General features: G+C 61.6%; 23 protein-coding genes and 4 tRNA genes. 26 read left to right on the forward strand and 1 reads right to left on the reverse strand.

The annotated features are described in order from the left end of the window. Positions 1–60 precede the first annotated feature (60 nt). A complete protein-coding gene (locus tag ACFQ6Y_RS24835) occupies positions 61–552 on the reverse strand; it encodes a YajQ family cyclic di-GMP-binding protein (protein ID WP_378638319.1) in 492 nt (163 codons plus the stop codon). A 224-nt stretch (positions 553–776) separates the two neighbouring features. On the opposite strand from ACFQ6Y_RS24835, the gene ACFQ6Y_RS24840 reads away from it, so the two are divergent. From ACFQ6Y_RS24840 to rpoB, 26 genes are all read left to right on the forward strand, one after another. Beyond that, positions 777–859 (forward strand) — tRNA-Tyr (locus ACFQ6Y_RS24840). Positions 860–1148: 289 nt separating this feature from the next. Beyond that, a tRNA-Thr gene (locus tag ACFQ6Y_RS24845) sits at positions 1149–1221 on the forward strand. A gap of 45 nt (positions 1222–1266) precedes the next feature. After that, a tRNA-Met gene (locus ACFQ6Y_RS24850) sits at positions 1267–1339 on the forward strand. 61 nt (positions 1340–1400) lie between these two features. Continuing rightward, positions 1401–1568, forward strand: a complete 168-nt coding sequence (gene rpmG, locus ACFQ6Y_RS24855) for a 50S ribosomal protein L33 (RefSeq protein WP_003941903.1) — start codon at positions 1401–1403, stop codon at positions 1566–1568. Between the two features lie 86 nt (positions 1569–1654). Then, the gene (gene hadA, locus ACFQ6Y_RS24860) at positions 1655–2209 is read left to right on the forward strand and encodes a (3R)-hydroxyacyl-ACP dehydratase subunit HadA (RefSeq protein WP_378638323.1); all 555 of its coding nucleotides are present in this window, start codon (positions 1655–1657) and stop codon (positions 2207–2209) included. Further along, positions 2196–2621 carry a (3R)-hydroxyacyl-ACP dehydratase subunit HadB gene (gene hadB, locus ACFQ6Y_RS24865; RefSeq protein ID WP_230812146.1) on the forward strand — a complete coding sequence of 142 codons (426 nt, stop codon included), beginning with the start codon at positions 2196–2198 and terminating at the stop codon, positions 2619–2621. The genes hadA and hadB overlap by 14 nt, the downstream gene beginning before the upstream one ends. A 173-nt stretch (positions 2622–2794) precedes the next feature. Beyond that, a tRNA-Trp gene (locus ACFQ6Y_RS24870) sits at positions 2795–2867 on the forward strand. Positions 2868–2898: 31 nt separating this feature from the next. Further along, positions 2899–3402, forward strand: a complete 504-nt coding sequence (gene secE / locus ACFQ6Y_RS24875; protein ID WP_378638328.1) for a preprotein translocase subunit SecE — start codon at positions 2899–2901, stop codon at positions 3400–3402. A gap of 84 nt (positions 3403–3486) precedes the next feature. Further along, positions 3487–4323, forward strand: a complete 837-nt coding sequence (gene nusG / locus ACFQ6Y_RS24880) for a transcription termination/antitermination protein NusG (RefSeq protein ID WP_003942049.1) — start codon at positions 3487–3489, stop codon at positions 4321–4323. Between the two features lie 66 nt (positions 4324–4389). After that, positions 4390–4824 carry a 50S ribosomal protein L11 gene (gene rplK / locus ACFQ6Y_RS24885; RefSeq protein WP_003941896.1) on the forward strand — a complete coding sequence of 145 codons (435 nt, stop codon included), beginning with the start codon at positions 4390–4392 and terminating at the stop codon, positions 4822–4824. A 110-nt stretch (positions 4825–4934) separates the two neighbouring features. Further along, a complete protein-coding gene (rplA, locus tag ACFQ6Y_RS24890) occupies positions 4935–5654 on the forward strand; it encodes a 50S ribosomal protein L1 (protein ID WP_003941982.1) in 720 nt (239 codons plus the stop codon). A 136-nt stretch (positions 5655–5790) separates the two neighbouring features. Continuing rightward, the gene (locus ACFQ6Y_RS24895) at positions 5791–6483 is read left to right on the forward strand and encodes a hypothetical protein (RefSeq protein ID WP_378638333.1); all 693 of its coding nucleotides are present in this window, start codon (positions 5791–5793) and stop codon (positions 6481–6483) included. 418 nt (positions 6484–6901) lie between these two features. Further along, on the forward strand, positions 6902–7486 hold the full coding sequence (rplJ, locus tag ACFQ6Y_RS24900) for a 50S ribosomal protein L10 (RefSeq protein WP_378447180.1): 585 nt from the start codon (positions 6902–6904) through the stop codon (positions 7484–7486). A gap of 78 nt (positions 7487–7564) precedes the next feature. Further along, on the forward strand, positions 7565–7951 hold the full coding sequence (gene rplL / locus ACFQ6Y_RS24905; RefSeq protein WP_003941857.1) for a 50S ribosomal protein L7/L12: 387 nt from the start codon (positions 7565–7567) through the stop codon (positions 7949–7951). 259 nt (positions 7952–8210) lie between these two features. Next, on the forward strand, positions 8211–9332 hold the full coding sequence (locus tag ACFQ6Y_RS24910; protein ID WP_007728450.1) for an ABC transporter ATP-binding protein: 1122 nt from the start codon (positions 8211–8213) through the stop codon (positions 9330–9332). A 9-nt stretch (positions 9333–9341) separates the two neighbouring features. Next, entirely contained in the window at positions 9342–10136 is a 795-nt protein-coding gene (locus ACFQ6Y_RS24915) for an ABC transporter permease (RefSeq protein ID WP_003942038.1), read from the forward strand. Positions 10137–10141: 5 nt separating this feature from the next. Further along, positions 10142–11002, forward strand: a complete 861-nt coding sequence (locus ACFQ6Y_RS24920; RefSeq protein WP_378638338.1) for an MlaE family ABC transporter permease — start codon at positions 10142–10144, stop codon at positions 11000–11002. After that, positions 10999–12360, forward strand: a complete 1362-nt coding sequence (locus ACFQ6Y_RS24925; RefSeq protein ID WP_378447181.1) for an MCE family protein — start codon at positions 10999–11001, stop codon at positions 12358–12360. The genes ACFQ6Y_RS24920 and ACFQ6Y_RS24925 overlap by 4 nt, the downstream gene beginning before the upstream one ends. After that, positions 12357–13436, forward strand: coding sequence for an MCE family protein (locus tag ACFQ6Y_RS24930; RefSeq protein ID WP_378638342.1), 1080 nt, complete (start codon positions 12357–12359; stop codon positions 13434–13436). Before ACFQ6Y_RS24925 ends, ACFQ6Y_RS24930 begins: the two co-directional genes overlap by 4 nt. Next, on the forward strand, positions 13433–14428 hold the full coding sequence (locus ACFQ6Y_RS24935; RefSeq protein WP_230812152.1) for an MCE family protein: 996 nt from the start codon (positions 13433–13435) through the stop codon (positions 14426–14428). The genes ACFQ6Y_RS24930 and ACFQ6Y_RS24935 overlap by 4 nt, the downstream gene beginning before the upstream one ends. Then, a complete protein-coding gene (locus tag ACFQ6Y_RS24940; protein ID WP_378548656.1) occupies positions 14428–15681 on the forward strand; it encodes an MCE family protein in 1254 nt (417 codons plus the stop codon). The genes ACFQ6Y_RS24935 and ACFQ6Y_RS24940 overlap by 1 nt, the downstream gene beginning before the upstream one ends. Next, on the forward strand, positions 15678–16955 hold the full coding sequence (locus ACFQ6Y_RS24945; RefSeq protein WP_378447184.1) for an MCE family protein: 1278 nt from the start codon (positions 15678–15680) through the stop codon (positions 16953–16955). Before ACFQ6Y_RS24940 ends, ACFQ6Y_RS24945 begins: the two co-directional genes overlap by 4 nt. Continuing rightward, complete coding sequence (locus tag ACFQ6Y_RS24950) at positions 16952–18199, forward strand: MCE family protein (protein ID WP_378537644.1); 1248 nt, start codon at positions 16952–16954, stop codon at positions 18197–18199. The genes ACFQ6Y_RS24945 and ACFQ6Y_RS24950 overlap by 4 nt, the downstream gene beginning before the upstream one ends. Before the next feature lie 99 nt (positions 18200–18298). Continuing rightward, positions 18299–19027 (forward strand): hypothetical protein, encoded by a 729-nt coding sequence (locus ACFQ6Y_RS24955; RefSeq protein ID WP_378638347.1) that lies wholly within the window; start codon positions 18299–18301, stop codon positions 19025–19027. 45 nt (positions 19028–19072) lie between these two features. Next, positions 19073–19987 (forward strand): hypothetical protein, encoded by a 915-nt coding sequence (locus ACFQ6Y_RS24960; protein WP_378638351.1) that lies wholly within the window; start codon positions 19073–19075, stop codon positions 19985–19987. Between the two features lie 450 nt (positions 19988–20437). Next, complete coding sequence (gene rpoB / locus ACFQ6Y_RS24965) at positions 20438–23944, forward strand: DNA-directed RNA polymerase subunit beta (RefSeq protein ID WP_378447187.1); 3507 nt, start codon at positions 20438–20440, stop codon at positions 23942–23944. Positions 23945–24045: the final 101 nt, after the last annotated feature.

The following is a 24045-nucleotide window of genomic DNA, read 5'->3' on the forward strand; positions in this document are numbered from 1 at the left end:
CCCTGTGCGCGGTTAGGTAGTCCCAGGACTACCTAACCGCGCACAGGGGCGCAGCCCCTACTACCGGTAGTTCACGAACTGCAGGGCGATCCCGAAGTCCTCACCCTTGAGCAGGGAGATGACACCCTGGAGGTCGTCGCGCTTCTTGCTACTCACCCGAAGCTCTTCACCCTGGATCTGCGCCTTGACGCCCTTGGGGCCCTCGTCGCGGATCTTCTTGGTGATCTTCTTCGCGTTCTCGCTGGTGATGCCCTGGACCAAGGTTCCGGACAGCTTGTAGATCTTTCCGGACTGCGCCGGCTCGCCGGCATCGAATGCCTTCAGCGAGATGCCACGACGGATCAGCTTCTCCTTGAACACGTCGAGGGCGGCCAGCAGTCGCTCCTCGGTGTCGGCGTTCAACGTGATCGTCTCTTCACCAGACCACTCGATCGACGCTCCCGTGTTTCGGAAGTCGAAACGCGTGGTCAACTCCTTGGCAGCCTGATGCAGAGCGTTGTCCACCTCTTGACGGTCTACTTTGCTCACCACGTCGAAGGACGAATCAGCCACTTCACACTCCCGCTTTCCGGTAGTTCACGAACATCGAGTTCCGCCCACCTTCCATACCGGTGGACACCTCGACGTTATCGGGTCGGCACCGCCCGTTACCACCCGGTTTGCAAAATGGGGGTGTGTTCGTTGTATTCTTCTCACCGCACCGAGGAAGCCGTTTTCGGCCGCCGCACGTCGCGATATACTTGCGAATGCGCCGGATCGAAGCCTGGTGCAAGCACGGCAGATTGCCCGAGCGGCCAATGGGAGCGGACTGTAAATCCGTCGGCTTATGCCTACGTAGGTTCGAATCCTACATCTGCCACACCAAGTCAGCCCCGATTCTCTTTCCGAGAATCGGGGCTGACTTTTTTGTGCTTGTTCCGATGTCGGCGGATGGCAGGTGACGCGTACCTGCTGCGGCTCAGTGCAGGACTCCGGGCGAGTGCGGGGCCAAGTTGGTTCTCGCAAAGCCCTCGCCACAGGCCCCGATCGGTGCAAGAATGGGCTCCGGCACCATTTTTGCCCCGATGACCAGCGGATTTGGTGCTGGCGCTCGTTCGTGTGTAATCTTTCGGAGGCTTCAAGAGAGCGGCAACGCACTCCTGAGCCACGCCCCCTTAGCTCAGTCGGTAGAGCGTTTCCATGGTAAGGAAAAGGTCAACGGTTCGATTCCGTTAGGGGGCTCGCTGGATTGTGGTGCCGTGCTTTCCGCGCGACACTCGACACCGAGGCGGTGTAGCTCAGTTGGTAGAGCAAACGACTCATAATCGTTGCGTCGCCGGTTCAAGTCCGGTCACCGCTACACAATATGCATGATCCACCCTGATTGCTCGTAATCAGATACACCCGAAAGAAGGCATCCCGTGGCCTCCTCGACCGACGTTCGGCCCAAGATCACCTTGGCCTGCGAGGTATGCAAGCACCGCAACTACATCACCAAGAAGAATCGGCGCAACGACCCCGATCGCCTGGAGCTCAAGAAGTTCTGCCCCAACTGCGGAACCCACCAGTCGCACCGCGAGTCGAAGTAGTAAGTCCTTAACCGGACGACGATTTTCGCGGAAGACCCTCTCCGGGCCTGCGTCTTCGGGTCCTAGCTAGAAGAGAGTCTCACCGCGTGACAGATTTGCAAGAGAACCAGGCAGCGGCCGAGGTCCCTACGGACCCGGCCGCTCATGCCGTCCAGATGGTCGGTCATCACTATCGTGTCGAAGACTTCTACGAGGTCGGACGCGAGAAGGTGCGCGAGTTCGCTCGCGCCGTCCAGGACGCGCATCCCGCGCACTACGACGAGTCGGCAGCCAAAGGCCTCGGATACGACGGTCTGATTGCTCCCATCACTTTTGTCGCAATCGTGGGTGCCATTGCTCAGCGACGTCTGTTCGAAGAGATCGTCACTGGCTACGACTTGAGTCAGATTCTTCAGACCGATCAGCGTTTGGTGCTGCACAAGCCCATGCAGGTCGGTGACCGACTCTTCTGCGATGTCTTCCTGGATTCGTTCAGGCAGGCCGCAGGTAGCGACATCATCGTGACCAAGAACATCATCACCGATCAGAACGACGAGGCAGTTGTCACCACGTGGACAACGCTTGTCGCTCGAACCGGTGGGGAAGTGGACGAGAACATCGCCCACGCAGTCAAGGGCGTGATGATGCATGTCGCTTCGTAAATTCTCCGACGTGAGTGTCGGCGAACTTCTCCCCGAGAAGTCCGTGACTCTGACACGCGGAAACCTCGCCAACTATGCCGGTGTCTCGGGAGATCCGAACCCGATTCACTTCAGCGACGAGGTTGCACGACTTGCCGGCTTGCCGGACGTGGTTGCGCACGGCATGCTCTCCATGGGCATCGGTGCCGGTTACGTCACCGAATGGCTGGGAGATCCGGGCGCAGTGACCGAGTACAACGTACGGTTCACGAGCCCGGTCATCGTGGCGGCCGACAAGGCTGCCGAGATCGATTTCACCGCCAAGGTGAAGTCGGTCGACGAAGAAAGCAAGACCGCAGTACTGGCAATCGTGGCCAAGTCCGAAGGTAAGAAGATCTTCGGTCGTGCCACTGCCACGGTCCGTCTAGCCTGATCGCAGGGCGGATTGTGTTTGTTCCGGGGCTTTGAAGTACACTGAGATTTCTGGGATTCCTCAGCGCTGCGCGCTGCCCTGAATGTTGCAAGGCATTCACCTCGGGTAGCGCGTATGTTGTGTGATCGCAGAACGGTTGATTCAGGCAGGGTCTACCTGTCGAGGTCAACCAAAGGGGCGTAGCTCAACTGGCAGAGCAGCGGTCTCCAAAACCGCAGGTTGCAGGTTCAAGTCCTGTCGCCCCTGCCCCCGGATGCCAGCGACTGAGAGGAACGACGTGAGCGAGGAGCGCGCCAAGCGCGACGCCGACACTTCGGATGCGGAGACTTCACCGTCTGCCGATTCGACCGATGTCGACGACACTGCAGCTGACGCGACTACGCGTTCCGATCTGTCGCTGGACAAGGACGGTGCCGACGAGGCCCCCTCCGCATCCAGTGGGGTTTCCAACAAGCCGACCGGCAAGCGCGCTGCACGCGGCGCCTCGGTCAGCGCGTCCACCGTGAAGACTCCGGCACGGACGGCATCCCGGACATCATCGGCCAAGCCGACTGCAACGAACCCCGGCAAGAAGCCCAAGGCGAAGAAAGACAACATCTTCAAGCGCCTGCGCAAATTCTTCCGCGAGGTCATCGCAGAACTCCGTAAGGTCATCTGGCCGAACCGCAAGCAGATGATCACCTACACCAGCGTCGTGCTGACGTTCGTGGTCTTCATGGTCGCTTTCATCAGCGGCGTCGATATCGCTGTGATCAAGGGTGTCACCTGGCTGTTCGGCTGATCGCCGTAGCAGTCGGGCGTCTTTGCCTGCGAGCGCGACAAGACCCGACCCGGGTCCGAGTAACGAGAGGAAGCGAGTGCCCCAGTGAGCACCCCCGAGAACGACACGAATGAGGCTTTGGCCGAAGAGCGTGTTTCTGCCGAGGCGGCAGCCGAAGTAGACGTCGTGGTTGCCGAAGGCACCGATGCAGACGTTGCCGAAGGCACTGATGCAGACGCTGCAGCGACCGAGGACGTCATCTCCGACGATGCCGAGAACTCCGACGAGGCCGCTCCCGCCGCCGAACTCGAGGTGGAGGATCCCGTTGCCGAACTCAAGGCTGCGCTGCGTCGCGCCCCGGGTGACTGGTACGTCATCCACTCGTACGCCGGTTACGAGAACAAGGTCAAGACCAACCTCGAGACTCGCGTTCAGAACCTCGACGTCGGTGACTACATCTTCCAGGTGGAAGTTCCCACCGAAGAGGTCACCGAGATCAAGAACGGCCAGCGCAAGCAGGTCAACCGCAAGGTTCTGCCCGGATACATCCTCGTTCGCATGGAGCTCAACGACGAGTCGTGGGGCGCAGTGCGCAACACGCCTGGTGTCACCGGTTTTGTCGGTGCAACGTCGCGTCCCTCGCCGCTGACCCTCAACGAGGTCGTCAAGTTCCTGCTCCCGCAGCAGGAGCAGAAGAAGCAGCAGGCTGCAGCGGCCGCCGTCGCAGCAGGCGAGGCACCGTCCGAGTCCTTCGGCAAGCCCCTCATCGAGGTCGACTTCGAGGTCGGCGAGTCGGTCACCGTCATGGACGGTCCGTTCGCAACCCTTCCGGCCAGCATCAGCGAGGTCAACGGCGAGCAGCAGAAGCTCAAGGTTCTCGTGTCGATCTTCGGTCGTGAAACCCCGGTTGAGCTCAACTTCAACCAGGTCGCGAAGATCTGACCACCCCAAAACTTGCAATTTGTTCGACGCAAGACACACACCCAAGCTAGAAACTAGGAACTAGAGATGCCCCCAAAGAAGAAGAAGCTCGCCGGGCTCATCAAGCTGCAGATCCAGGCAGGTCAGGCTAACCCTGCACCTCCCGTGGGTCCCGCGCTCGGTCAGCACGGCGTGAACATCATGGAGTTCTGCAAGGCCTACAACGCGGCGACTGAGTCCCAGCGCGGCAACGTTGTGCCGGTCGAGATCTCGGTCTACGAAGACCGGACCTTCGATTTCAAGCTGAAGACCCCTCCCGCCGCCAAGCTGCTCCTCAAGGCAGCCGGCGTCGCCAAGGGCTCCGGCGAACCGCACAAGACCAAGGTTGCCTCGGTGACCATGGATCAGGTGCGCGAAATCGCGAAGACCAAGGCTGAAGACCTCAATGCCAATGACATCGAGCAGGCCGCGAAGATCATCGCCGGCACCGCTCGCTCCATGGGCATCACGGTCCAGGGCTAGTAGCCCGCTCCACAGCATTACGTGGGAGGGCCGGCCAGGCCCCGACCACAACTGAACCATTCACCACTGCACCAAGTAACTCACTGCAGTGATAAGTAAGGACAGAACAAATGGCAAAGCGCAGCAAGGCGTACCTCGCCGCCGCTGAGAAGATCGACGCAGACAAGCTCTACAGCCCGCTTCAGGCCGCAAAGCTCGCCAAGGAGACGTCGTCCACCAAGATGGATGCAACCGTTGAGGTTGCAGTTCGTCTGGGCGTCGACCCCCGTAAGGCTGACCAGATGGTCCGCGGAACGGTCAACCTGCCCCACGGCACCGGTAAGACCGCTCGCGTCATCGTGTTCGCTGTTGGCGAGAAGGCAGCAGAAGCAGAGGCTGCAGGCGCTGACGTAGTCGGTGCAGAAGACCTGATCGAGCGCATCCAGGGTGGATGGGTCGATTTCGACGCCGCAATCGCGACTCCTGATCAGATGGCCAAGGTCGGCCGCATCGCCCGTGTCCTCGGACCGCGTGGCCTGATGCCGAACCCGAAGACGGGCACCGTCACGGCGGATGTCACCAAGGCTGTCAACGACATCAAGGGCGGAAAGATCAACTTCCGCGTCGACAAGCAGGCCAACCTGCACTTCGTCATCGGCAAGGCATCGTTCGACGATGAGAAGCTGGTGGAGAACTACGGCGCAGCCCTGGACGAGATCCTGCGTGCGAAGCCCTCGTCGGCCAAGGGCCGCTACGTGAAGAAGATCACGGTCTCGACCACCACCGGTCCGGGCATCCCGGTGGATCCGAACCGTACTCGCAACCTCCTCGAGGATGCTGCAGACGCGTAAGCAGTCCGCATACGAACAAGAAGGCCGGCAGGGATCACTCCCTGCCGGCCTTCTTGTCTGTTTCGGGAGAGGGTGATCCCTGCCGGTGGTATCGGTCCAGCGGTGGTATCGATCTAGCGGTGGCATCACCGGGTGTATGCACGAAGCGTTCCAGTTCCTCGGAAATTTCTGGTGGCTGCTGTTCGTTTTCGGCGGCACCATCGGTGGGGCGCTGAAAGGTGTCGCGGTTGCCAACGAAAGGCGGATCGAGCGCCGGCAGGAGCGTTTCCGGCTCAAACAGCAGACCAAGGTCGCCATCGCCCAAGCCAACGCACAACATCACGCCGACGAGGACACACAGCGTCGCGAGCTGGCGAAAGCCGTCGAACAGCACGACGAAATCGACGCAAGATGGTTCTCGTACGAGCTCGACCCGGTCACGCTGCTCGACACCCCGATGATGACGGACATGCGCGAGCCGTTGACCGCCGATTTTCATCGAGCCAAATATCGTGCCGATCTCCTCCGACCAGGCAATCCGGAGACGATGATCGGTAACGAGCAGGCACAAACCGAGTACCGCGAGTCGGTGCACGCTTACGCGATCGCCTTCGAAATCGCGGAAGCGGAAGCCAAACGCCGCCGACGCAGCGGCTTCACCCTCGTCGAACAAGAGCGTCTGGTACGAGCGCAGCGTCTGTTGCGACTGGCCATGGACGAGGGCGCGACGCCGCAGGAACGTCAGAGCGCGTACAGGAAGGCCCACAAGGAACTCGAAGGACTGCTTGTCTTGCCGGATCGTGCTCGGGCGGAGATCGAGCACAAGATCGCCAGGGCTATAGGTGCGTGAAGAAGCGGGGCGTGACGAACCCGATTTGGTTATGCAGCGAGCAGTCAGGTAGTCTTCGACGCGGAGTTCAGTGCTGGATATGAACTTCACCCCAAAATCATGTTCTACCCAAGACCGTTGGTGATTGCGCTCAGTGATGAGTGTGGTTGAAAGTCCGGGAGTGCCCGGCGGCCCACGTAGGTGAACGAGGTAGGGGGATAGCTTGATGTAGTGGTTCTACAGTTTGCCTGGTTGTGCACTGCTTTGCGTTGCATCGTTACGCTGATTCGTAAGCCTCTTCTTCATGTTTCCTCTGTACGCCCCGTGCGCTTGCGCCGGGGCGTTTTGCATGTCGCGGGTTGTGTCTTCTCGGGTTCATCCCCGATGAGGTGCAGCGGTTCCTGAGTGGGACAACGACGCTCACGAGAGGAGGCGAAGTATGGCAAAGCCTGAGAAGGTTTCCGCAGTTGCGGAAATCACCGAGCAGTTCAAGGGTTCGACCGCCGCTGTGGTCACGGAATACCGTGGCCTTTCGGTTGGCAACATCACGACACTGCGACGCGCTCTCGGAGAAGGTGCCACCTACTCCGTCGCCAAGAACACCCTGGTCAAGCGTGCCGCCGCAGAGGCTGGCATCGAGGGCCTTGATGACCTGTTCGTTGGTCCGACCGCCATTGCATTCATCAAGGGCGAACCGGTCGACGCTGCGAAGGCTCTGAAGAACTTCGCCAAGGACAACAAGGCGCTCATCATCAAGGGCGGCTACATGGACGGCGCTGCGCTGTCCGTGGAAGAGGTCAACAAGATCGCGGATCTCGAATCCCGCGAAATCCTGTTGGCAAAGCTTGCCGGCGCGATGAAGGGCAACTTGGCAAAGGCCGCAGGCCTGTTCAATGCTCCCGCTTCGCAGTTTGCCCGTTTGGCTGCTGCACTGCAGGAGAAGAAGGCCGCAGAAGGCGGAGCCGCAGAGGCCCCCGCAGAGGCTGCCACCGAGGCTCCGGCCGAGGCCGAAGCCGAAAGCTGATCCGCACCCGCGCATCACTGCTATAACCCCGCCCGGTCGCGGATCAGCGACATGGGACTTACAGGAAGGACCGCCACAATGGCGAAGCTCAGCACCGAAGAGTTGTTGGACCAGTTCAAGGAGCTCACCCTCCTCGAGCTCTCGGAGTTCGTTAAGGCATTCGAGGAGACCTTCGAGGTCACCGCTGCTGCTCCCGTCGCCGTCGCCGCTGCAGGCGCACCGGCTGCCGGCGCAGAAGCTGCTGAAGAGCAGGACGAGTTCGACGTCGTCCTCGAGTCGGCTGGCGACAAGAAGATCCAGGTCATCAAGGTCGTCCGTGAGGTCGTTTCCGGCCTCGGCCTGAAGGAAGCCAAGGACCTCGTCGAGAGCGCTCCGAAGGCCATCCTCGAGAAGGTTGCCAAGGACGCCGCAGAGGCTGCCAAGGAAAAGCTCGAAGCTGCCGGCGCAAAGATCGTCATCAAGTAAGACGGTTTTCCCGCTGCTCTTCGCGAGTAGTAACGAAGAGGGCCACTCCCCACGGGGAGTGGCCCTCTTTTTTTGAACTTTTTTCGCGGGCGATATGTCGGAATCCATGCAGGTGGGAGGGGTGTCCGAACTAGGCTGTGACCCGAATTATGCTTCTTCCCTACTCGTTAGTAGTATTCGCAGTCACGGGTACCACTCCCATGCGATAGAGTGACCCAACCCACACGGGTGCATGCATGCAACGGACGTCGCGGAGGTAATGGTGGGAGTCGAGGTAGCGGTACAAGGACTGACAAAGTCTTTCGGGTCGCAGAGGATTTGGCAGGACGTGTCGTTGACACTTCCCGCGGGTGAGGTCAGTGCACTGCTCGGGCCTTCGGGTACCGGTAAGTCGGTGTTCCTGAAGTCCCTGATCGGACTGCTCCGCCCTGAACAAGGCTCCATCGTCATCGACGGCACGGACATCCTGCAGTGCTCCTCCAAGGAGCTCTACGAGATCCGCAAACTGTTCGGCGTTCTGTTCCAGGACGGCGCTCTGTTCGGCTCGATGAACTTGTACGACAACATCGCCTTCCCGCTTCGTGAGCACACCAAGAAGTCGGAATCCGATATCCGCAAGATCGTGATGGAGAAGTTGGACCTCACCGGTCTGGTCGGCGCCGAGGACAAGCTCCCCGGCGAGATCTCCGGCGGTATGCGCAAGCGTGCCGGTCTGGCGCGTGCACTCGTTCTCGATCCCGAGATCATCCTCGTCGACGAGCCGGACTCCGGTCTGGACCCGGTGCGTACGACGTACATCAGCCAGACCCTGATCGACATCAACGCGCAGTCCGACGCGACGATTCTGATCGTCTCGCACAACATCAACCTCGCGCGCACGGTGCCGGACAACATCGGCATGCTCTTCCGTCGCCAGTTGGTGATGTTCGGTCCTCGTGAGGTTCTGCTCACCTCGGACGAACCCGTCGTCAAGCAGTTCCTCAACGGAACGATGATCGGCCCGATCGGTATGTCGGAGGAGAAGGACGAGGCTCAGATGGCGCACGAGCAGGCGCTAGTCGACGCCGGTCACCACGCCGGTGGTGTCGACGACGTCGAGGGCATCGTGCCGCAGATGAAGGCCACGCCCGGAAACCCGGAGCGTCAGGCTGTTCGTCGTCGCCAGGAGCGCGTCCGCCAGATCATGCACACCCTCCCAGCTAACGCTCAGGCGGCAATTCAGGACAGCCTGGACGAGGTTGACGGAACTGGGCAGTACGATCCCCAGTACGCCGAAGCGAGCGGCTATCAGGGGGAGTGGAACGACAACTCGCAAGACACGCAGGTCATTCCTGCATACGAGGGCGATCCCTACGGAAACACGACACACGGGCAAGGGTAGGCATATCGGATGGGGGTTACCCGCAACTCGGTTCTGAGTCCGGTCAACGGAGCATTAACTCAGGCCGGAAACATCGTCGAACTGTTTGTCGACGTCGTCAGGAATACGTTCCGGCGTCCATTTCAGTTCCGTGAGTTCATCGAGCAGGCCTGGTTCATCGCCAGCGTGACGATTTTGCCGACGGCATTGGTAGCCATTCCTTTCGGCGCCGTCGTCTCACTGCAGACCGGTTCGCTGATCAAGCAGTTGGGTGCAGAATCGTTCACCGGCGCGGCCAGCGTCCTGGCGGTGATCCAGCAGGGTAGCCCTCTGGTGACAGCGCTGCTGGTCGCCGGTGCGGCCGGATCGGCCGTGACGGCCGACCTCGGTTCACGAACCATCCGCGAAGAGATCGACGCGATGGAAGTCCTCGGAATCAATCCGATTCAGCGCCTGGTGGTTCCGCGAGTACTCGCGATGGTGCTGATCGCTGTACTGCTCAACGGACTGGTGTCCGTGGTCGGTATCGCGGGCGGCTACTTCTTCAACGTGATCCTGCAGGGCGGTAACCCCGGTGCCTACATCTCGTCGTTCTCAGCTTTTGCGCAGCTACCGGACATTTGGAGCGGTGAGATCAAAGCCGCGGTGTTCGGTGTCATCGCAGGTGTGATCTCCGCGTACAAGGGACTTCACCCGTCCGGTGGCCCCAAGGGCGTCGGTGAGGCGGTGAACCAGGCCGTCGTCATCACGTTCCTGCTGTTGTTCTTCGCCAATCTGATTCTGACGATGGTGTACCTCCAGATCGTGCCGGCGAAGGGATCTTGACCTAAATGACCATCGCACGAGGCCGCGGCGATCAGTTCCTGCTGAAGAGCCGCAAAATTGCCAAGATTCCATTGAACGCGTTGGACCGCGCGGGCGAGCAGATGTCGTTCTACGCGCGCGCAATCGCGTGGACTCCGCGCACCCTGCACCGGTACCGGAAGGAGACGCTTCGGCTGCTCGCCGAAGTGACGTTCGGTAGCGGTGCGCTCGCAGTCATCGGCGGAACGATCGGCGTCATCGCGATGATGTCGGGATTCACCGGTGTCGTCGTCGGTCTGCAGGGCTTCGCCGCCCTCGAGCAGTTGGGTAGCTCGGTTCTGACCGGCTTCCTCTCCGCCTACGTCAACACCCGTGAGATCGCTCCGATCGTTGCGGCCCTCGCGCTCTCGGCCACGGTGGGTTGTGGATTCACAGCTCAGCTCGGCGCCATGCGAATCTCCGAGGAGATCGACGCACTCGAGGTCATGGCGGTGCCTTCGGTGCCGTTCCTGGTCACGACGCGCATGATCGCCGGCTTCGTCGCCGTCATCCCGCTGTACATCGTGGGTCTGCTTGCGGCGTACCTCGCCTCGAGAGTGATCAGTACGGTGTTCAACGGGCAGTCGACGGGCTCGTACGACCACTACTTCAACCTGTTCCTGCCACCGCAGGACGTGCTGTACTCGTTTGCGAAAGTCCTGGTCTTCGCCTTCGTGCTGATCCTGATCCACTGCTACTACGGTTTCCACGCCTCGGGTGGTCCCGCAGGCGTTGGCGTGGCCGTCGGCCGCGCTGTTCGCGCCGCCATCGTGACGATCGCCGTTCTCGACTTCTTCCTCAGCCTCGCAATCTGGGGCACCACGACGACAGTGAGGGTGGCCGGATGATCGAGGCTCCGTCAGTCCTGCGCCGCCGTGTGCTCGGACTCGTGTTCTTCGTGGTGTTGGCCTTGTTCCTGGCCTTCACCATCGGAACTTTCAACAAGACGTTCAAGGACGTCGTGAAGATCGACCTCGTGACCGACACCGTCGGAAATGCTTTGCCGCCCAACGCGGACGTCAAGGTCCGTGGGCTGCTGGTGGGCGAGGTGCGATCCGCGTCGACAAAAGACGGCCAGGTCACGTCGGTCCTCGCGATCGAACCGGACAAGGCTGATCTGATTCCGTCCAACGTCACGGCGCGTCTGCTTCCGAAGACGCTTTTCGGTGAGCGATACGTCTCCCTGATCATTCCGGAGGGAACCACCGCGACCCCGATTTCCGCGGGAACGGTTATTCACCAGGACAAGAGCGGCAACGCTGTCGAGGTCGGTGACGTTCTGGACGGGCTGCTCCCACTCCTGCAGGCCATTCCGCCGCAGGATCTGGCGAACACTCTCGGGTCTCTCGCTCAGGGCCTGACGGGACGCGGCGCCGAGCTCGGATTGACCGTCGATCGTCTCGAAGAGATCTTCCGCGGCGTCAACACCGAACTACCTGCCGTGCAAGAGGATCTGCGCAAGTTCGCAGACTTCTCCCAGACGTACTCAGACGCTGCGCCCGACCTGATCAACGCTCTCGACAATCTGCGGACCACGGGTAACACGGTGGTGCAGAAGCAGGATCAGTTGCGGACACTGCTGGCGTCGCTCACGGCGACCTCGTCGAACACAGCAGCATTCCTCGAGACGAACTCGTCCTCGATCATCACGCTCGCTGCGGATTCGACCGAAGCGCTCCAGCTGTTGGCGCAATACTCGCCGACGTTCGGGTGCACGTTCAAGGGCTTCTCGGACACTGCTCCGGAAGCGGCCAAGATCCTCTCCACCGACGCGCCCAATCCCGGTGTGCGTGCGAGTATTCAGATCGTGAACCCCAAGGGCCGCTACCTGCCCAACCAGGACGAGCCCCGGCTCGTCGACAACCGCGGCCCGGTTTGCTACGACAACGTCACCGAGCCCGGTCGCCCGTTCCCGCAGTACCCCGGCGGGTCGTACGGTGACGGTTCCTACCAGGTGCCGTCCCGCAACCCAGGACCCGCGACCATGGAATTCCTGCCCGCACCCGAGGGCTCCGGACCGCAGCTCTTCTCGACCAACAACAGTGGTCCTGCACAGCAGGCCGGCTACGCGGGCTCGCGACTCGAAGAGGATACGTTGAAGGTGATCTACGGACAGGCCAACGGTGTTGCGCCGGACGACGTTCCGGCGTGGACCACAATGGTCAGTGCTCCGGCATTCGCCGGTGCGGAGGTGAGCGTCCAATGAGAGGACTCGCAGCTCCGCTGACAAAGCTCATCATCTTCGTGGTGGTCACCGTCCTGGCGACAGGATTGCTGGCGGCCAGTATCGCCAACCTCGGAGGCGGTGGCGGTACCAAGTTCAACGCCGTCTTCTCCGACGTCACCTCGCTGAACGAGGGCGACGAGGTACGCATTGCCGGAGTTCGTGTCGGGCAGGTCGAGAAGATCGCCATCGTCAACGACAATCAGGCCGAGGTGCAGTTCTCGGTGTCCGACCGTGATTGGTTGCCGGCGAGTTCCATCGCCACGATCCGGTTCCGCAACCTGGTGGGGCAGCGGTACATCTCGCTTTCACAAGGTGAAGGTAGCCAGGGCAAGAAGATCACCGGCGGCGACACCTTGCCGTTGGCGCAGACGCGTCCGGCGGTCAACCTCACGACGCTCTTCAACGGGTTCAAGCCGTTGTTCACCACCCTGAGCGCCGACGACGTGAACAAGCTGTCGTACCAGATCATCCAGGTCTTCCAGGGTGAGTCGGGCACCATCAGCGAGCTCGTACGCAACACCGCGAGCCTGACCAACACCGTTGCCGACAAGGACGCTGTCATCGGCGAGGTGATCAAGAACCTCAACGACGTTCTCGACACCGTCAACGCGAATGACAAGAACCTCGATTCGCTGATCGTCAACACCCAGCAACTGGTCACCGGGTTGGCCAACGAGCGTGGTGTGGTCGGTTCGGCCGTCACCTCACTCGCCGGCCTGACCGACGCGACGGCCGATCTGCTCGAGCCGACGCGGCCGTCGATCCAGGGCTCGATCACGGCACTCAACACCTTGGCGACCACACTCAACCGTCGTAGTGACGACGTGAATGCGGTGCTCGAGACCTTGCCGGTCAAGCTCGACAAGCTCGCTCGCGTCGCGAGTTACGGTTCCTGGTTCCAGTTCTACCTGTGTGGAATCGACATCGTCGCCGGTCCCGGACAGTCTGCGTCGCTGAATCTGCCCACCGGCCTGCCGACGGTCAACCAGCCGATCTACACCAACGCGGCCACGCGATGCACTCAAGACGGTATGAGGGAGTTGCAAGGTCGATGAGTAAACGTCGCAGTCCGGCAATGGCCGGAGCCATCGGTATTTTCGTGGTGCTCTTGGCCACTTTGTCCGCGTTCTTCCTCGATTCGCTTCCGTTCGTAGGGGCAGGCTCGTCCTACTCCGCGGAGTTCTCCGAAGCCGCCGGGCTCAAGCCCGGCAACGAGGTTCGTATCGCCGGTGTGAAGGTCGGAAAGGTCACCTCCGTCGATCTCGACGGAGATCGTGTACTTGTCGATTTCAAGGTCAGCGACGCGTGGGTCGGCGATCAAACTTCGGCGTCCATCCAGATCAAGACGATTCTGGGGCAGAAGTACCTCGCACTCGATCCGCGCGGAACCGACAACCTCGATCCCAAGGACCGGATTCCGCTCGAGCGCACCACGTCTCCGTATGACGTCGTTCAGGCTTTCTCGGCCGCGGCGGACACGGTCGGCGACATCGACACCGACCAGTTGGCGAAGAGCATGGAGACGTTGTCCCAAGCCTTCTCCGAGACACCTGGCGACGTGCGAGCCTCGCTCGACGGTGTCAGCCGGTTGTCCCAGACGATCGCGAGCCGCGATCAGGACTTGCAGAAGCTTTTCGACGCGACCGGGAAGACGTCACAGATCCTTGCTGATCGCAACAAGGAATTCACGCAGCTCATCCGAGACGGCGGACTTCTGGTGCAGGAACTCAACAATCGTCAGCAGGCGATTTCGCAGTTGCTCACCGGAACTCAGCGAGTCTCGCAGCAGCTCACCGGTCTCGTTCGCGACAACGAGGCGGCAATCGGGCCGGCGTTGACGCAGCTCAACGGCGTCATCGACATCTTGAAGGCCAACAACGAGAACTTGGACAAGGCACTGAAGCTCTACGAACCCTTCATTCGGCTGTACGCCAACGTGGTCGGCAACGGCCGTTGGTTCGACCAGGTCGTCGTGAACCTCCTTCCGCCGGGTCTGCCGGATATTCCGGGCTACCGTGACCCCGTTCGTACGTTGGGAGGCAACTGATGGCTGACACTGCCGAAGCCGGAAGCGGCTCCAAGAAGCGTTCGGTCGCGATCATCGCCGCTGTTCTGATCGGGTTACTCGTCATCGGTGGCGCACTGTGGTGGGTGTTCACGCGCGCCGGAACGACCAAGATCACCGCCTACTTCGACAAGTCGGTGGGTATCTACGACGGTTCCGACGTTCGTGTTCTCGGTGTCAAGGTCGGCACCGTCGAATCCGTCGAACCTCAGGGAGATCAGGTCAAGGTCGAGTTGCGTGTCGATCGTGGGATCGACATCCCCGCCGGCGCCAGCGCCGCACAGATCACTCCTTCGGTGGTTGCCGACCGTTACATCCAGTTGACTCCGGTCTTCACCGGCGGCGACAAGATGTCCAGCGGTGCAGTCATTCCGCTCGAGAAGACGGCGACGCCCGTCGAGGTCGACCAGTTGTACTCCAGCATCGACGAACTCGCGTCGGCACTCGGTCCCGAAGGTGCCAACAAGAACGGTGCGCTGTCCGATTTCGTCGAGACCGGGGCGGCCAACCTCGAAGGCAACGGTGAAGCGTTGGGGGACAGCATCACCAACCTCTCGGATGCCGCACGGACGCTGAACGATTCGCGTGACAACATCTCGCTCACCATCAAGAACCTGGATACTTTCGTGGGCGCTCTCGCGGCCAACGATCAGCAGGTGCGCCAGTTCAACACGCAGTTGTCGGACCTGACCGGATTCCTGGCAGGTGAGCGCGACGATCTCGGTGCCGCTCTGAACCAGCTCTCGATTGCGCTCGGCGACGTCGCGAAGTTCGTGGCCGACAACCGCGATCAACTGGTCCAGACAACCGAGGGTCTCGTCGAACCGACACAGACATTGGCGAACAACAAGGAAGCCCTGGCCAACACGCTCACCATGCTTCCGTTGGCGATCTCCAACCTGGTCAACTCGTACGACGCCGAATCAGGTGTGCTCGCTTCACGTCTGGCGTTCCCTGATCTTCAGAACCCGGCCGGAGTGCTCTGCAAGTTGATGGACCTCGGCAAACTATTGCCTGGTGATCCGCGGTTCGAGGCGTTGGGACGGCAGATGCAACCGGCCATCGACCAGTGCGCAAACGTCGCAGCGATGACCGACGCAGCCAATCAGGCTGCAGGCCTGAACCTTCCCTTCGGCATCCTTGCCGGTTCCGAACGACAGATGCAGGTAGTTCCGGGCACTGTGCCCGGCGTCGTGTCACCGCGACTGACCAGTGGAAACGGGGAGGGCGAGTGAAGCGTTCATTGATAGTCGGCGCCGGATTGTGCGCCGTCCTGATCTCGGCAACCGCCTGCTCGTCCGAGGGGATCTACGCTGTCCCGCTTCCCGGCGGTCCTGATGTGGGATCCGATCCGATGCACTTGACCATTCAGTTCGACGATGTCCTGGACCTTGTTCCGCAGTCCGCTGTGAAGGTCGACGGCGTTCCTGTCGGTCGCGTCGACGACGTATCGGTCGGACCGGACGGATGGACCGCGGACGTCGGCATCATCCTCGACTCGTCGGTTGATCTGCCCGCCAATGCAATTGCCGCGGTCGAGCAGACGAACCTGCTCGGCGAGAAGTTCATCCAGCTGTCGGCCCCGCCGTCAGGCCCGGACTCTGCGAAGCTGGCCGACGGCGATCTGATCCCGCTGGATCGCACCCGGCACGCCACCGAGATCGAGCAGGTTCTCGGCGCGTTGTCGCTGCTCCTCAACGGCGGCGGTGTCGGCCAGTTGCAGCCCATCGTCGAAGAACTCGGGGCCGCGTTCGACGGCCGCGAAGGCAAGACGAGGAGTCTGCTGGAGCAGGCGAACACTCTCATCGGTGGACTCAACGAGCAGCGTGACGACATCACCCGCGCGCTCGACGGACTCGACGTGCTGTCGAGTCGAGTCAACGATCAGAACGAGAAGATCGGCAAGATTCTCGAGGAACTGCCCGTTGCGACACAGGTTCTCAACGAGCAGCGTCCGCAGTTGACGCAGATGCTCGCTCAGGTGGATCGACTCGGAACAGTGGGAACCGACGTTCTCACGCAGTCCAAAGACGATCTGATCGCTGATCTTCAGGCCCTTCGTCCGACGCTGCAGGCGCTTGCGGACTCCGGTGACGACTTCGTCGGGGCACTTCCTTTCCTCCCGACCTTCCCGTTCCCGGACGGTGTCGAGAAGATCGCGCAGGGTGGTTCCGTGAACCTCTTCCTGAGCGTCGACCTGCAGATCGGCAATACTCTCTCGGGTCTTGGTGTCGGACAGGGTGAACCGGAATACCGTCAGCCGAAGTTCGGCAATCCCAAGCCGGTGGTCGATCCGTCCAACCCGTACTACAACGGCAACGGTCCGCGGCCGGGTTGGCCGACGGTGTCACTGCTGCCGATCGCTCCGATCCTGCCGCAGATCCCCGTCGTCGCTGGTCTTCCCGCGACAACGGCCGGTGACCCGGCAACCCCCGCTCCGGCGGCGGATCCGCTCAACCCCATCCAGGGAATGCTGGAACAGTTCGGAATCGGTGGTGATGGACAGTGAGATCAGCTCTGGTCAAATGGCAGCTCGTCGGCTTTGTCTTGGTCGCGCTTCTGGGTCTCATCTACGTCGGTGCCAAGTACGTGCGTCTGGACAACCTCATGGGGTTCGGGCAGTACACGGTCAAGACCGAATTGGCCACGTCCGGTGGAATTTTCACCAACGCCGAAGTGACGTACCGCGGCGTTCCGGTCGGCCGAGTGGGCGACATGTCGTTGACCGAGGACGGAATTCAGGTCGACCTGAAGATCGACAACAGTGCTCCGGAGATTCCCTCGTCGGCCCGTGCCGTCGTGGCTAACCGCTCCGCCATCGGTGAGCAGTACGTCGACCTTCAGCCCGATACCGATCAGGGACCTTTCCTCGAGGACGGGTCGGTGATTGCGGTGGGGGACACCACAACTCCGATCCCGATCGAGGATGTGTTGACCAGTGCAAACGGTTTGGTCAAGTCCGTGCCGGTCGACGCACTCCACACCGTCGCCGTCGAACTCGGTGCCGCGTTCAACGGCAAGGGTGAGGACATTCAGGTCCTGGCCGATTCGTTGTCCGGTCTCTCGCAGTCCGGTCTCGACACTCTGCCTCAGACACTCGCGCTGATTCGCAACAGCGAGACGGTTCTGACGACGCAGTCGGATCAGTCCTCCGCGATCAAGCAGTTCAGTACCGATCTCGACGCTGTCACGGCGCAGTTGCGTACCAGCGACCCGGACATTCGACGTTTGATCGACAACGGCATTCCGGCCAGTGATCAGATCGGCGCCCTCATCAACGAGGGCGGTCCGAGCCTGACGACCGACCTGACCAATCTGGCGGCCACTACCAAGACGCTGGCGCCGCGAACGATCGCGCTGCAGCCGTTCCTGATCTTCCTTCCTGGCCTTGCCGCTGCCGCACCGACGGTTGCTCCGGGCGACGGAACGGTCCATCAGGGCTTGGTGCTCGAGACCAACAATCCGCTCTCGTGCACGGTGGGTTACGAAGGCACGATGGCGATCCTGGACGACATGAAGCGTCAGAATCCCAATTTCGACGACACCCAGCAGGATTTCCCGCTCAACACCGCGGCGTCGTGTGAGGTGCCGTTGGGCAGCGAGACGGGTGTCCGTAGTGCCAACCGTGTGATCTACGCAGACCCCGACACGATCCAGCCTTGGGACTTCAAGCCGAAGGTCGATCCGGACAAGTTGAACCTCAACCCGATCGCGACGCAGTTGGCGCCGATGCTCGGAGTGACACCGAAGTAGACCGATCCGAATGTGATCGAGTTTGTGCAGTTCAGGCTACTGAGTTGTGGCAGTTGACGATTCGCGGCCAGAGGCTGGGCAAAACAGGTAAGTAGGGTAGTGAGTGTGATTCAGAGAAACAGTTCCCCGCAGTCCGGCGGGCCCGAGCAAGTCGAAGCGGGATCGCCGACGACCGGCAAACCGAAGGGACTGACAGCGTCTCTGATTGCGGTCGGTGTCTTGCTTCTGGCGGCAGTGGTTGCGCTCGGTGTGTTCGGCATCCCGTACGTTCGGGCGCTTCCCACCGACCGAACCACCGCCGAGATGCGTGACGACGCGCTGATCGGTGCGCAGCAAGTCGCGATCAATCTCAACAACGCGGACTCGGCCAATCTCGACCAGTCGATCGAGAACATGCGTTCCTCGGTGACCGGTGACGAGATGACGACGTATCTGCAGACCGTTCAGGATTCGATCACCGACGAATTGCGTAACTCCGGCTCGAAGGCTGACACCGAGGTTGTGCAGTCCGCTCTGACCGAACTCAACACCGATGATCGGACCGCCACGGCTCTGGTCGTCGTTCGAGTGACCACGACGCAGGGCAACCAGTTCGTCAAGAACCAGCTCGGGATGCGGCTCGGAATGGTCGAGGTGGACGGGGTCTGGAAGGCGCAGTCGGCCGATCCGGTCGGATCGCGGGTCGACCTCGGCTCCGGCGCTTTGCCGGCTGCCGACGGCTCCACGCCGGCACCTGATGCGACGCCCGCCCCCGGCTCGGGGACCGAAGCACCCGCATCCAGTGCTCCTGCACCGACAACCGAGGGTGGTGATTCCGGTGGCCAGTAGTTCTTCGAACCTGCACACCGACATCCCTCGAAGGAGAAGCGCGTAATGCCACCCAAACGTCGTACCGGCGGACCGTCCTCCCCGCAGAACCGTCGGCCGAAGATCGCTGGAAGCGCTCGCTCGCTCAACGTCTCCGCGGGGACGTCCGATTCAGATCCGGTCGAGCCCACGATCGAGCAGCCGGCAGCAACGACTCCGGAAGCCGTGACTCCGGAAGCAGTGACTCCCAAAGCTGTGACTCCCGAAGCAGCGACACCTGAATCAGCGAAGCCGAACCTCGCGAAGGCGCAAGCCTCCAGTGCCGAGCCCGCGAAGTCTGAATCCGACGCCCCGGAATCCACACCAGCCCCGGATCTCACCAAGCCGGCGAAGACCGTCGCCGACGAACCGAAGGCCGCTACCGAAGAGTCGAAGGCCCCCGCTGCCCCGGAGACGGACGCAGGGGAGTCGGCGACAACCTCTCCACCATCCAAGGCTGGCTGGCGCCTGGTCGCGATCCTGGGCGCAGCAGCGGTGGTCGTCGCGATCCTCGCGGGCGTCGCATTCTTCAAAGTCGGCGCGAAGACGGACGACATCGCCTGGGTGGACGAAGGCGCCACGGCTGAGGTTCTTCGTGTGACGCCGTCGGCGTTGGCTGCAGTCTTCACGTTCTCTCCCGACACGTTCGACGCCGATTTCGACAAGGGTGTCCAGGGCCTGAACCAGTCGATGCGCGATCAGCTGACGCAGTACAAGGACACGCAGAAGGCCGGCGTCGAACAAACCCAGACGGCAACGACCGCTGATGTCCCGCTGATCGGGATCACACGGCTCGAGAAGGACCGGGCGCAGTTGCTCGCCCAACTGAACGTCAGCTCGACGCAGAACGGCGTGGCGGCAGACTCTCGCTCCGGAATGGTCATCGTGAGTCTGGAGAAGCAGGACGGAAACTGGCTGATCTCGGAGATTCGCGACCAGTAGAACACCAGTAGCACCTGCGTACCAGCGTGAAGATCTGGACCGACGCACGATGTCGGTCCAGATTTTTCGTGTGTGACGCCGTTGCTCGCTACACTTCCGGTGGCAGTGTTCGAATGCAGGTGGCCAATGTTCGAATGCTGCGACACGCGCTCTCGCCCTTGACGGGGCGGTCCGCAAGGTCCACTCTGATCGGTGAACATGCACGGACGAGTGATCGGCAGTCTCACGTCAGTATCTGAATCAGACCCTCAGTTACACCCGACTCGACATTTCCTGAGTAAGGGTGTACTTTTGGACGTTGCGCTGGCTGCCTCCTGTCCACCCCTCGTCTCAACCGCTGCGAAGTCAAGTACTTCTTGCTTTCTGCGACGGGTTTCGTTCGGGTTGTAACCAGCGAAATTCGAAGCAGATACAGCGGCGGTCGCAACAGCACGGAGCGGCCCGCGTGAGGTGCTGGAAGGACGCATCTTGGCAGTCTCTAGCCAGACCAAGGCAGTTTCCGGAATCCCCGGAGCCCCGAAGAGGGTTTCGTTCGCGAAAGTTCGCGAACCCCTCGAAGTTCCCGGGCTTCTTGACGTACAGACAGATTCGTTCGAGTGGCTGATCGGCGCGCAGAGTTGGCGCGAACGAGCAGCGGCACTCGGCGACAATGCAGTGTCCGGTGGTCTCGAGGACATCCTCGCGGAGCTTTCTCCGATCGAGGATTTCAACGGCACTATGTCGCTGTCCTTCTCCGACCCTCGATTCGACGAGGTCAAGGCCTCGACGGACGAGTGCAAAGACAAGGACATGACCTACGCGGCGCCGTTGTTCGTCACCGCGGAGTTCATCAACAACAACACTGGTGAGATCAAGAGCCAGACGGTCTTCATGGGAGATTTCCCGATGATGACCGACAAGGGCACCTTCATCATCAACGGCACCGAGCGTGTGGTCGTCTCGCAGCTCGTGCGTTCCCCCGGTGTGTACTTCGACATGAGCGTCGACAAGAGCACCGAGAAGGATCTGCACAGCGTCAAGGTGATCCCGGGTCGCGGCGCATGGCTCGAGTTCGACGTCGACAAGCGCGACACCGTTGGTGTCCGTATCGACCGCAAGCGTCGTCAGCCTGTCACCGTCCTGCTCAAGGCACTCGGCTGGACCACCGAGCAGATCACGGAGCGCTTCGGCTTCTCCGAGATCCTCATGGCCACGCTGGAGAAGGACAACACCGCCGGCACCGATGAGGCGTTGCTCGACATCTACCGCAAGCTGCGTCCGGGCGAGCCCCCCACCAAGGAGAGCGCGCAGACTCTGCTGGAGAACCTGTTCTTCAAGGACAAGCGCTACGACCTCGCTCGCGTGGGTCGTTACAAGATCAACAAGAAGCTCGGCCTGAACGCGGGTCAGCCGATCGTTGCATCCACGCTCACCGAAGAAGACATCGTCGCCACCGTCGAGTACCTCGTGCGTCTGCACGCAGGTGACACCTCGATGACGGCTCCGGGCGGCGTCGAGGTTCCCGTCGAGGTCGACGACATCGACCACTTCGGCAACCGTCGTCTGCGTACGGTCGGCGAGCTCATCCAGAACCAGATCCGCGTGGGCCTGTCCCGCATGGAGCGCGTGGTTCGTGAGCGCATGACCACGCAGGACGTCGAGGCAATCACGCCTCAGACGCTGATCAACATCCGTCCCGTCGTCGCTGCGATCAGGGAGTTCTTCGGAACCTCCCAGCTGTCGCAGTTCATGGACCAGAACAACCCGCTGTCGGGGCTGACGCACAAGCGTCGTCTGTCCGCCCTCGGCCCGGGTGGTCTGTCCCGTGAGCGCGCCGGCCTCGAGGTTCGCGACGTTCACCCGTCGCACTACGGCCGCATGTGCCCGATCGAGACCCCGGAAGGCCCGAACATCGGCCTGATCGGTTCACTGTCGGTCTACGCCCGCGTCAACCCGTTCGGTTTCATCGAGACCCCGTACCGTCGCGTCGTCGACGGACAGGTGACCGACGACGTCGACTACCTGACCGCCGACGAAGAAGACCGCCACGTGGTCGCGCAGGCCAACTCGGCCATCGACCGTGAGGGTCGCTTCACCGACTCGAAGATTCTCGTCCGCCGTAAGGGTGGCGAGGTCGAGTTCGTCGCGTCCTCCGACATCGACTACATGGACGTTTCGCCGCGTCAGATGGTGTCCGTCGCTACCGCGATGATTCCGTTCCTCGAGCACGACGATGCAAACCGTGCCCTGATGGGCGCGAACATGCAGCGTCAGGCTGTCCCGCTGGTGCGCAGCGAGGCGCCTCTCGTCGGTACCGGCATGGAGCTGCGTGCAGCTGTGGATGCCGGCGACGTCATCATCACCGAGAAGACCGGTGTCGTGGAGGAGATCTCCGCGGACTACGTCACGGTGATGGCTGACGACGGAAGCCGCAAGACGTACCGGATGCGCAAGTTCGCGCGTTCCAACCAGGGCACGTGCGCCAACCAGCGTCCGATCGTGGACGAGGGACAGCGTGTCGAGGCCGGCCAGGTTCTGGCCGACGGCCCTTGCACCGAGAACGGTGAGATGGCGCTGGGCAAGAACTTGCTCGTCGCGATCATGCCGTGGGAAGGCCACAACTACGAGGACGCGATCATTCTGTCGCAGCGTCTCGTGGAAGAGGACGTCCTGACCTCGATTCACATCGAGGAGCACGAGATCGATGCCCGCGACACCAAGCTCGGTGCCGAGGAAATCACTCGCGACATCCCGAACGTCTCCGACGAGGTCCTCGCTGACCTCGACGAGCGCGGCATCATCCGTATCGGTGCCGAGGTTCGTGACGGCGACGTGCTGGTCGGAAAGGTCACGCCGAAGGGCGAGACCGAGCTGACCCCCGAAGAGCGCCTCCTTCGCGCCATCTTCGGTGAGAAGGCTCGCGAGGTTCGTGACACGTCCCTCAAGGTTCCTCACGGTGAGACCGGCAAGGTCATCGGAATCCGCGTGTTCTCGCGTGACGAAGACGACGATCTGCCTCCCGGTGTCAACGAGCTGGTCCGCGTCTACGTGGCACAGAAGCGCAAAATCCAGGACGGCGACAAGCTCGCCGGCCGCCACGGTAACAAGGGCGTCATCGGCAAGATCCTGCCGCAGGAAGACATGCCGTTCCTCTCGGACGGCACGCCTGTCGACATCATCTTGAACACGCACGGCGTCCCGCGTCGTATGAACATCGGTCAGGTCCTGGAGACCCACCTCGGGTGGATCGGCAAGACCGGCTGGAACGTTCAGATCGCGTCCGACGGCTCTCGCCCCGACTGGGCTGCGACCCTGCCGGAAGAGATGCTGTCCGCTCCGGCCGACTCGAACATCGCCACCCCGGTGTTCGACGGTGCGAAGGAAGACGAGCTCACCGGTCTCCTCGGCGCGACGCTGCCGAACCGTGACGGCGAGCAGATGGTCGGACCCGACGGAAAGGCCACCTTGTTCGACGGCCGCTCCGGCGAGCCGTTCCCGTACCCGGTCTCGGTCGGTTACATGTACATCATCAAGCTGCACCACTTGGTCGACGACAAGATCCACGCTCGTTCGACCGGTCCGTACTCGATGATCACGCAGCAGCCTCTCGGTGGTAAGGCCCAGTTCGGTGGCCAGCGCTTCGGTGAGATGGAGTGCTGGGCGATGCAGGCCTACGGCGCGGCTTACACGCTGCAGGAACTGCTGACCATCAAGTCGGACGACGTGGTCGGTCGAGTCAAGGTGTACGAAGCCATCGTCAAGGGCGAGAACATCCCCGAACCCGGCATCCCCGAGTCGTTCAAGGTGCTCCTCAAGGAGCTCCAGTCGCTCTGCCTCAACGTGGAGGTGCTGTCCTCGGACGGCGCGGCCATCACGATGGCGGACGGCGACGACGAGGACTTGGAGCGGGCCGCAGCGAACCTGGGCATCAACCTGTCCAGGAACGAAGCTGCGACGGTCGACGACCTCGCGAACTAGGTTTCGGTCCCCGGGTTGCTCTTCGAAAGAGCGGCCCGGGGGCGTAGTTCACATTTGAATTGGCAGTCAGGTTGCCGGGTGACCGGCAACCGTAACCCCAA

The sequence above is a fragment of the Rhodococcus sp. NPDC056516 genome (genome assembly GCF_042794655.1).
GTDB lineage: Bacteria > Actinomycetota > Actinomycetes > Mycobacteriales > Mycobacteriaceae > Rhodococcus_F.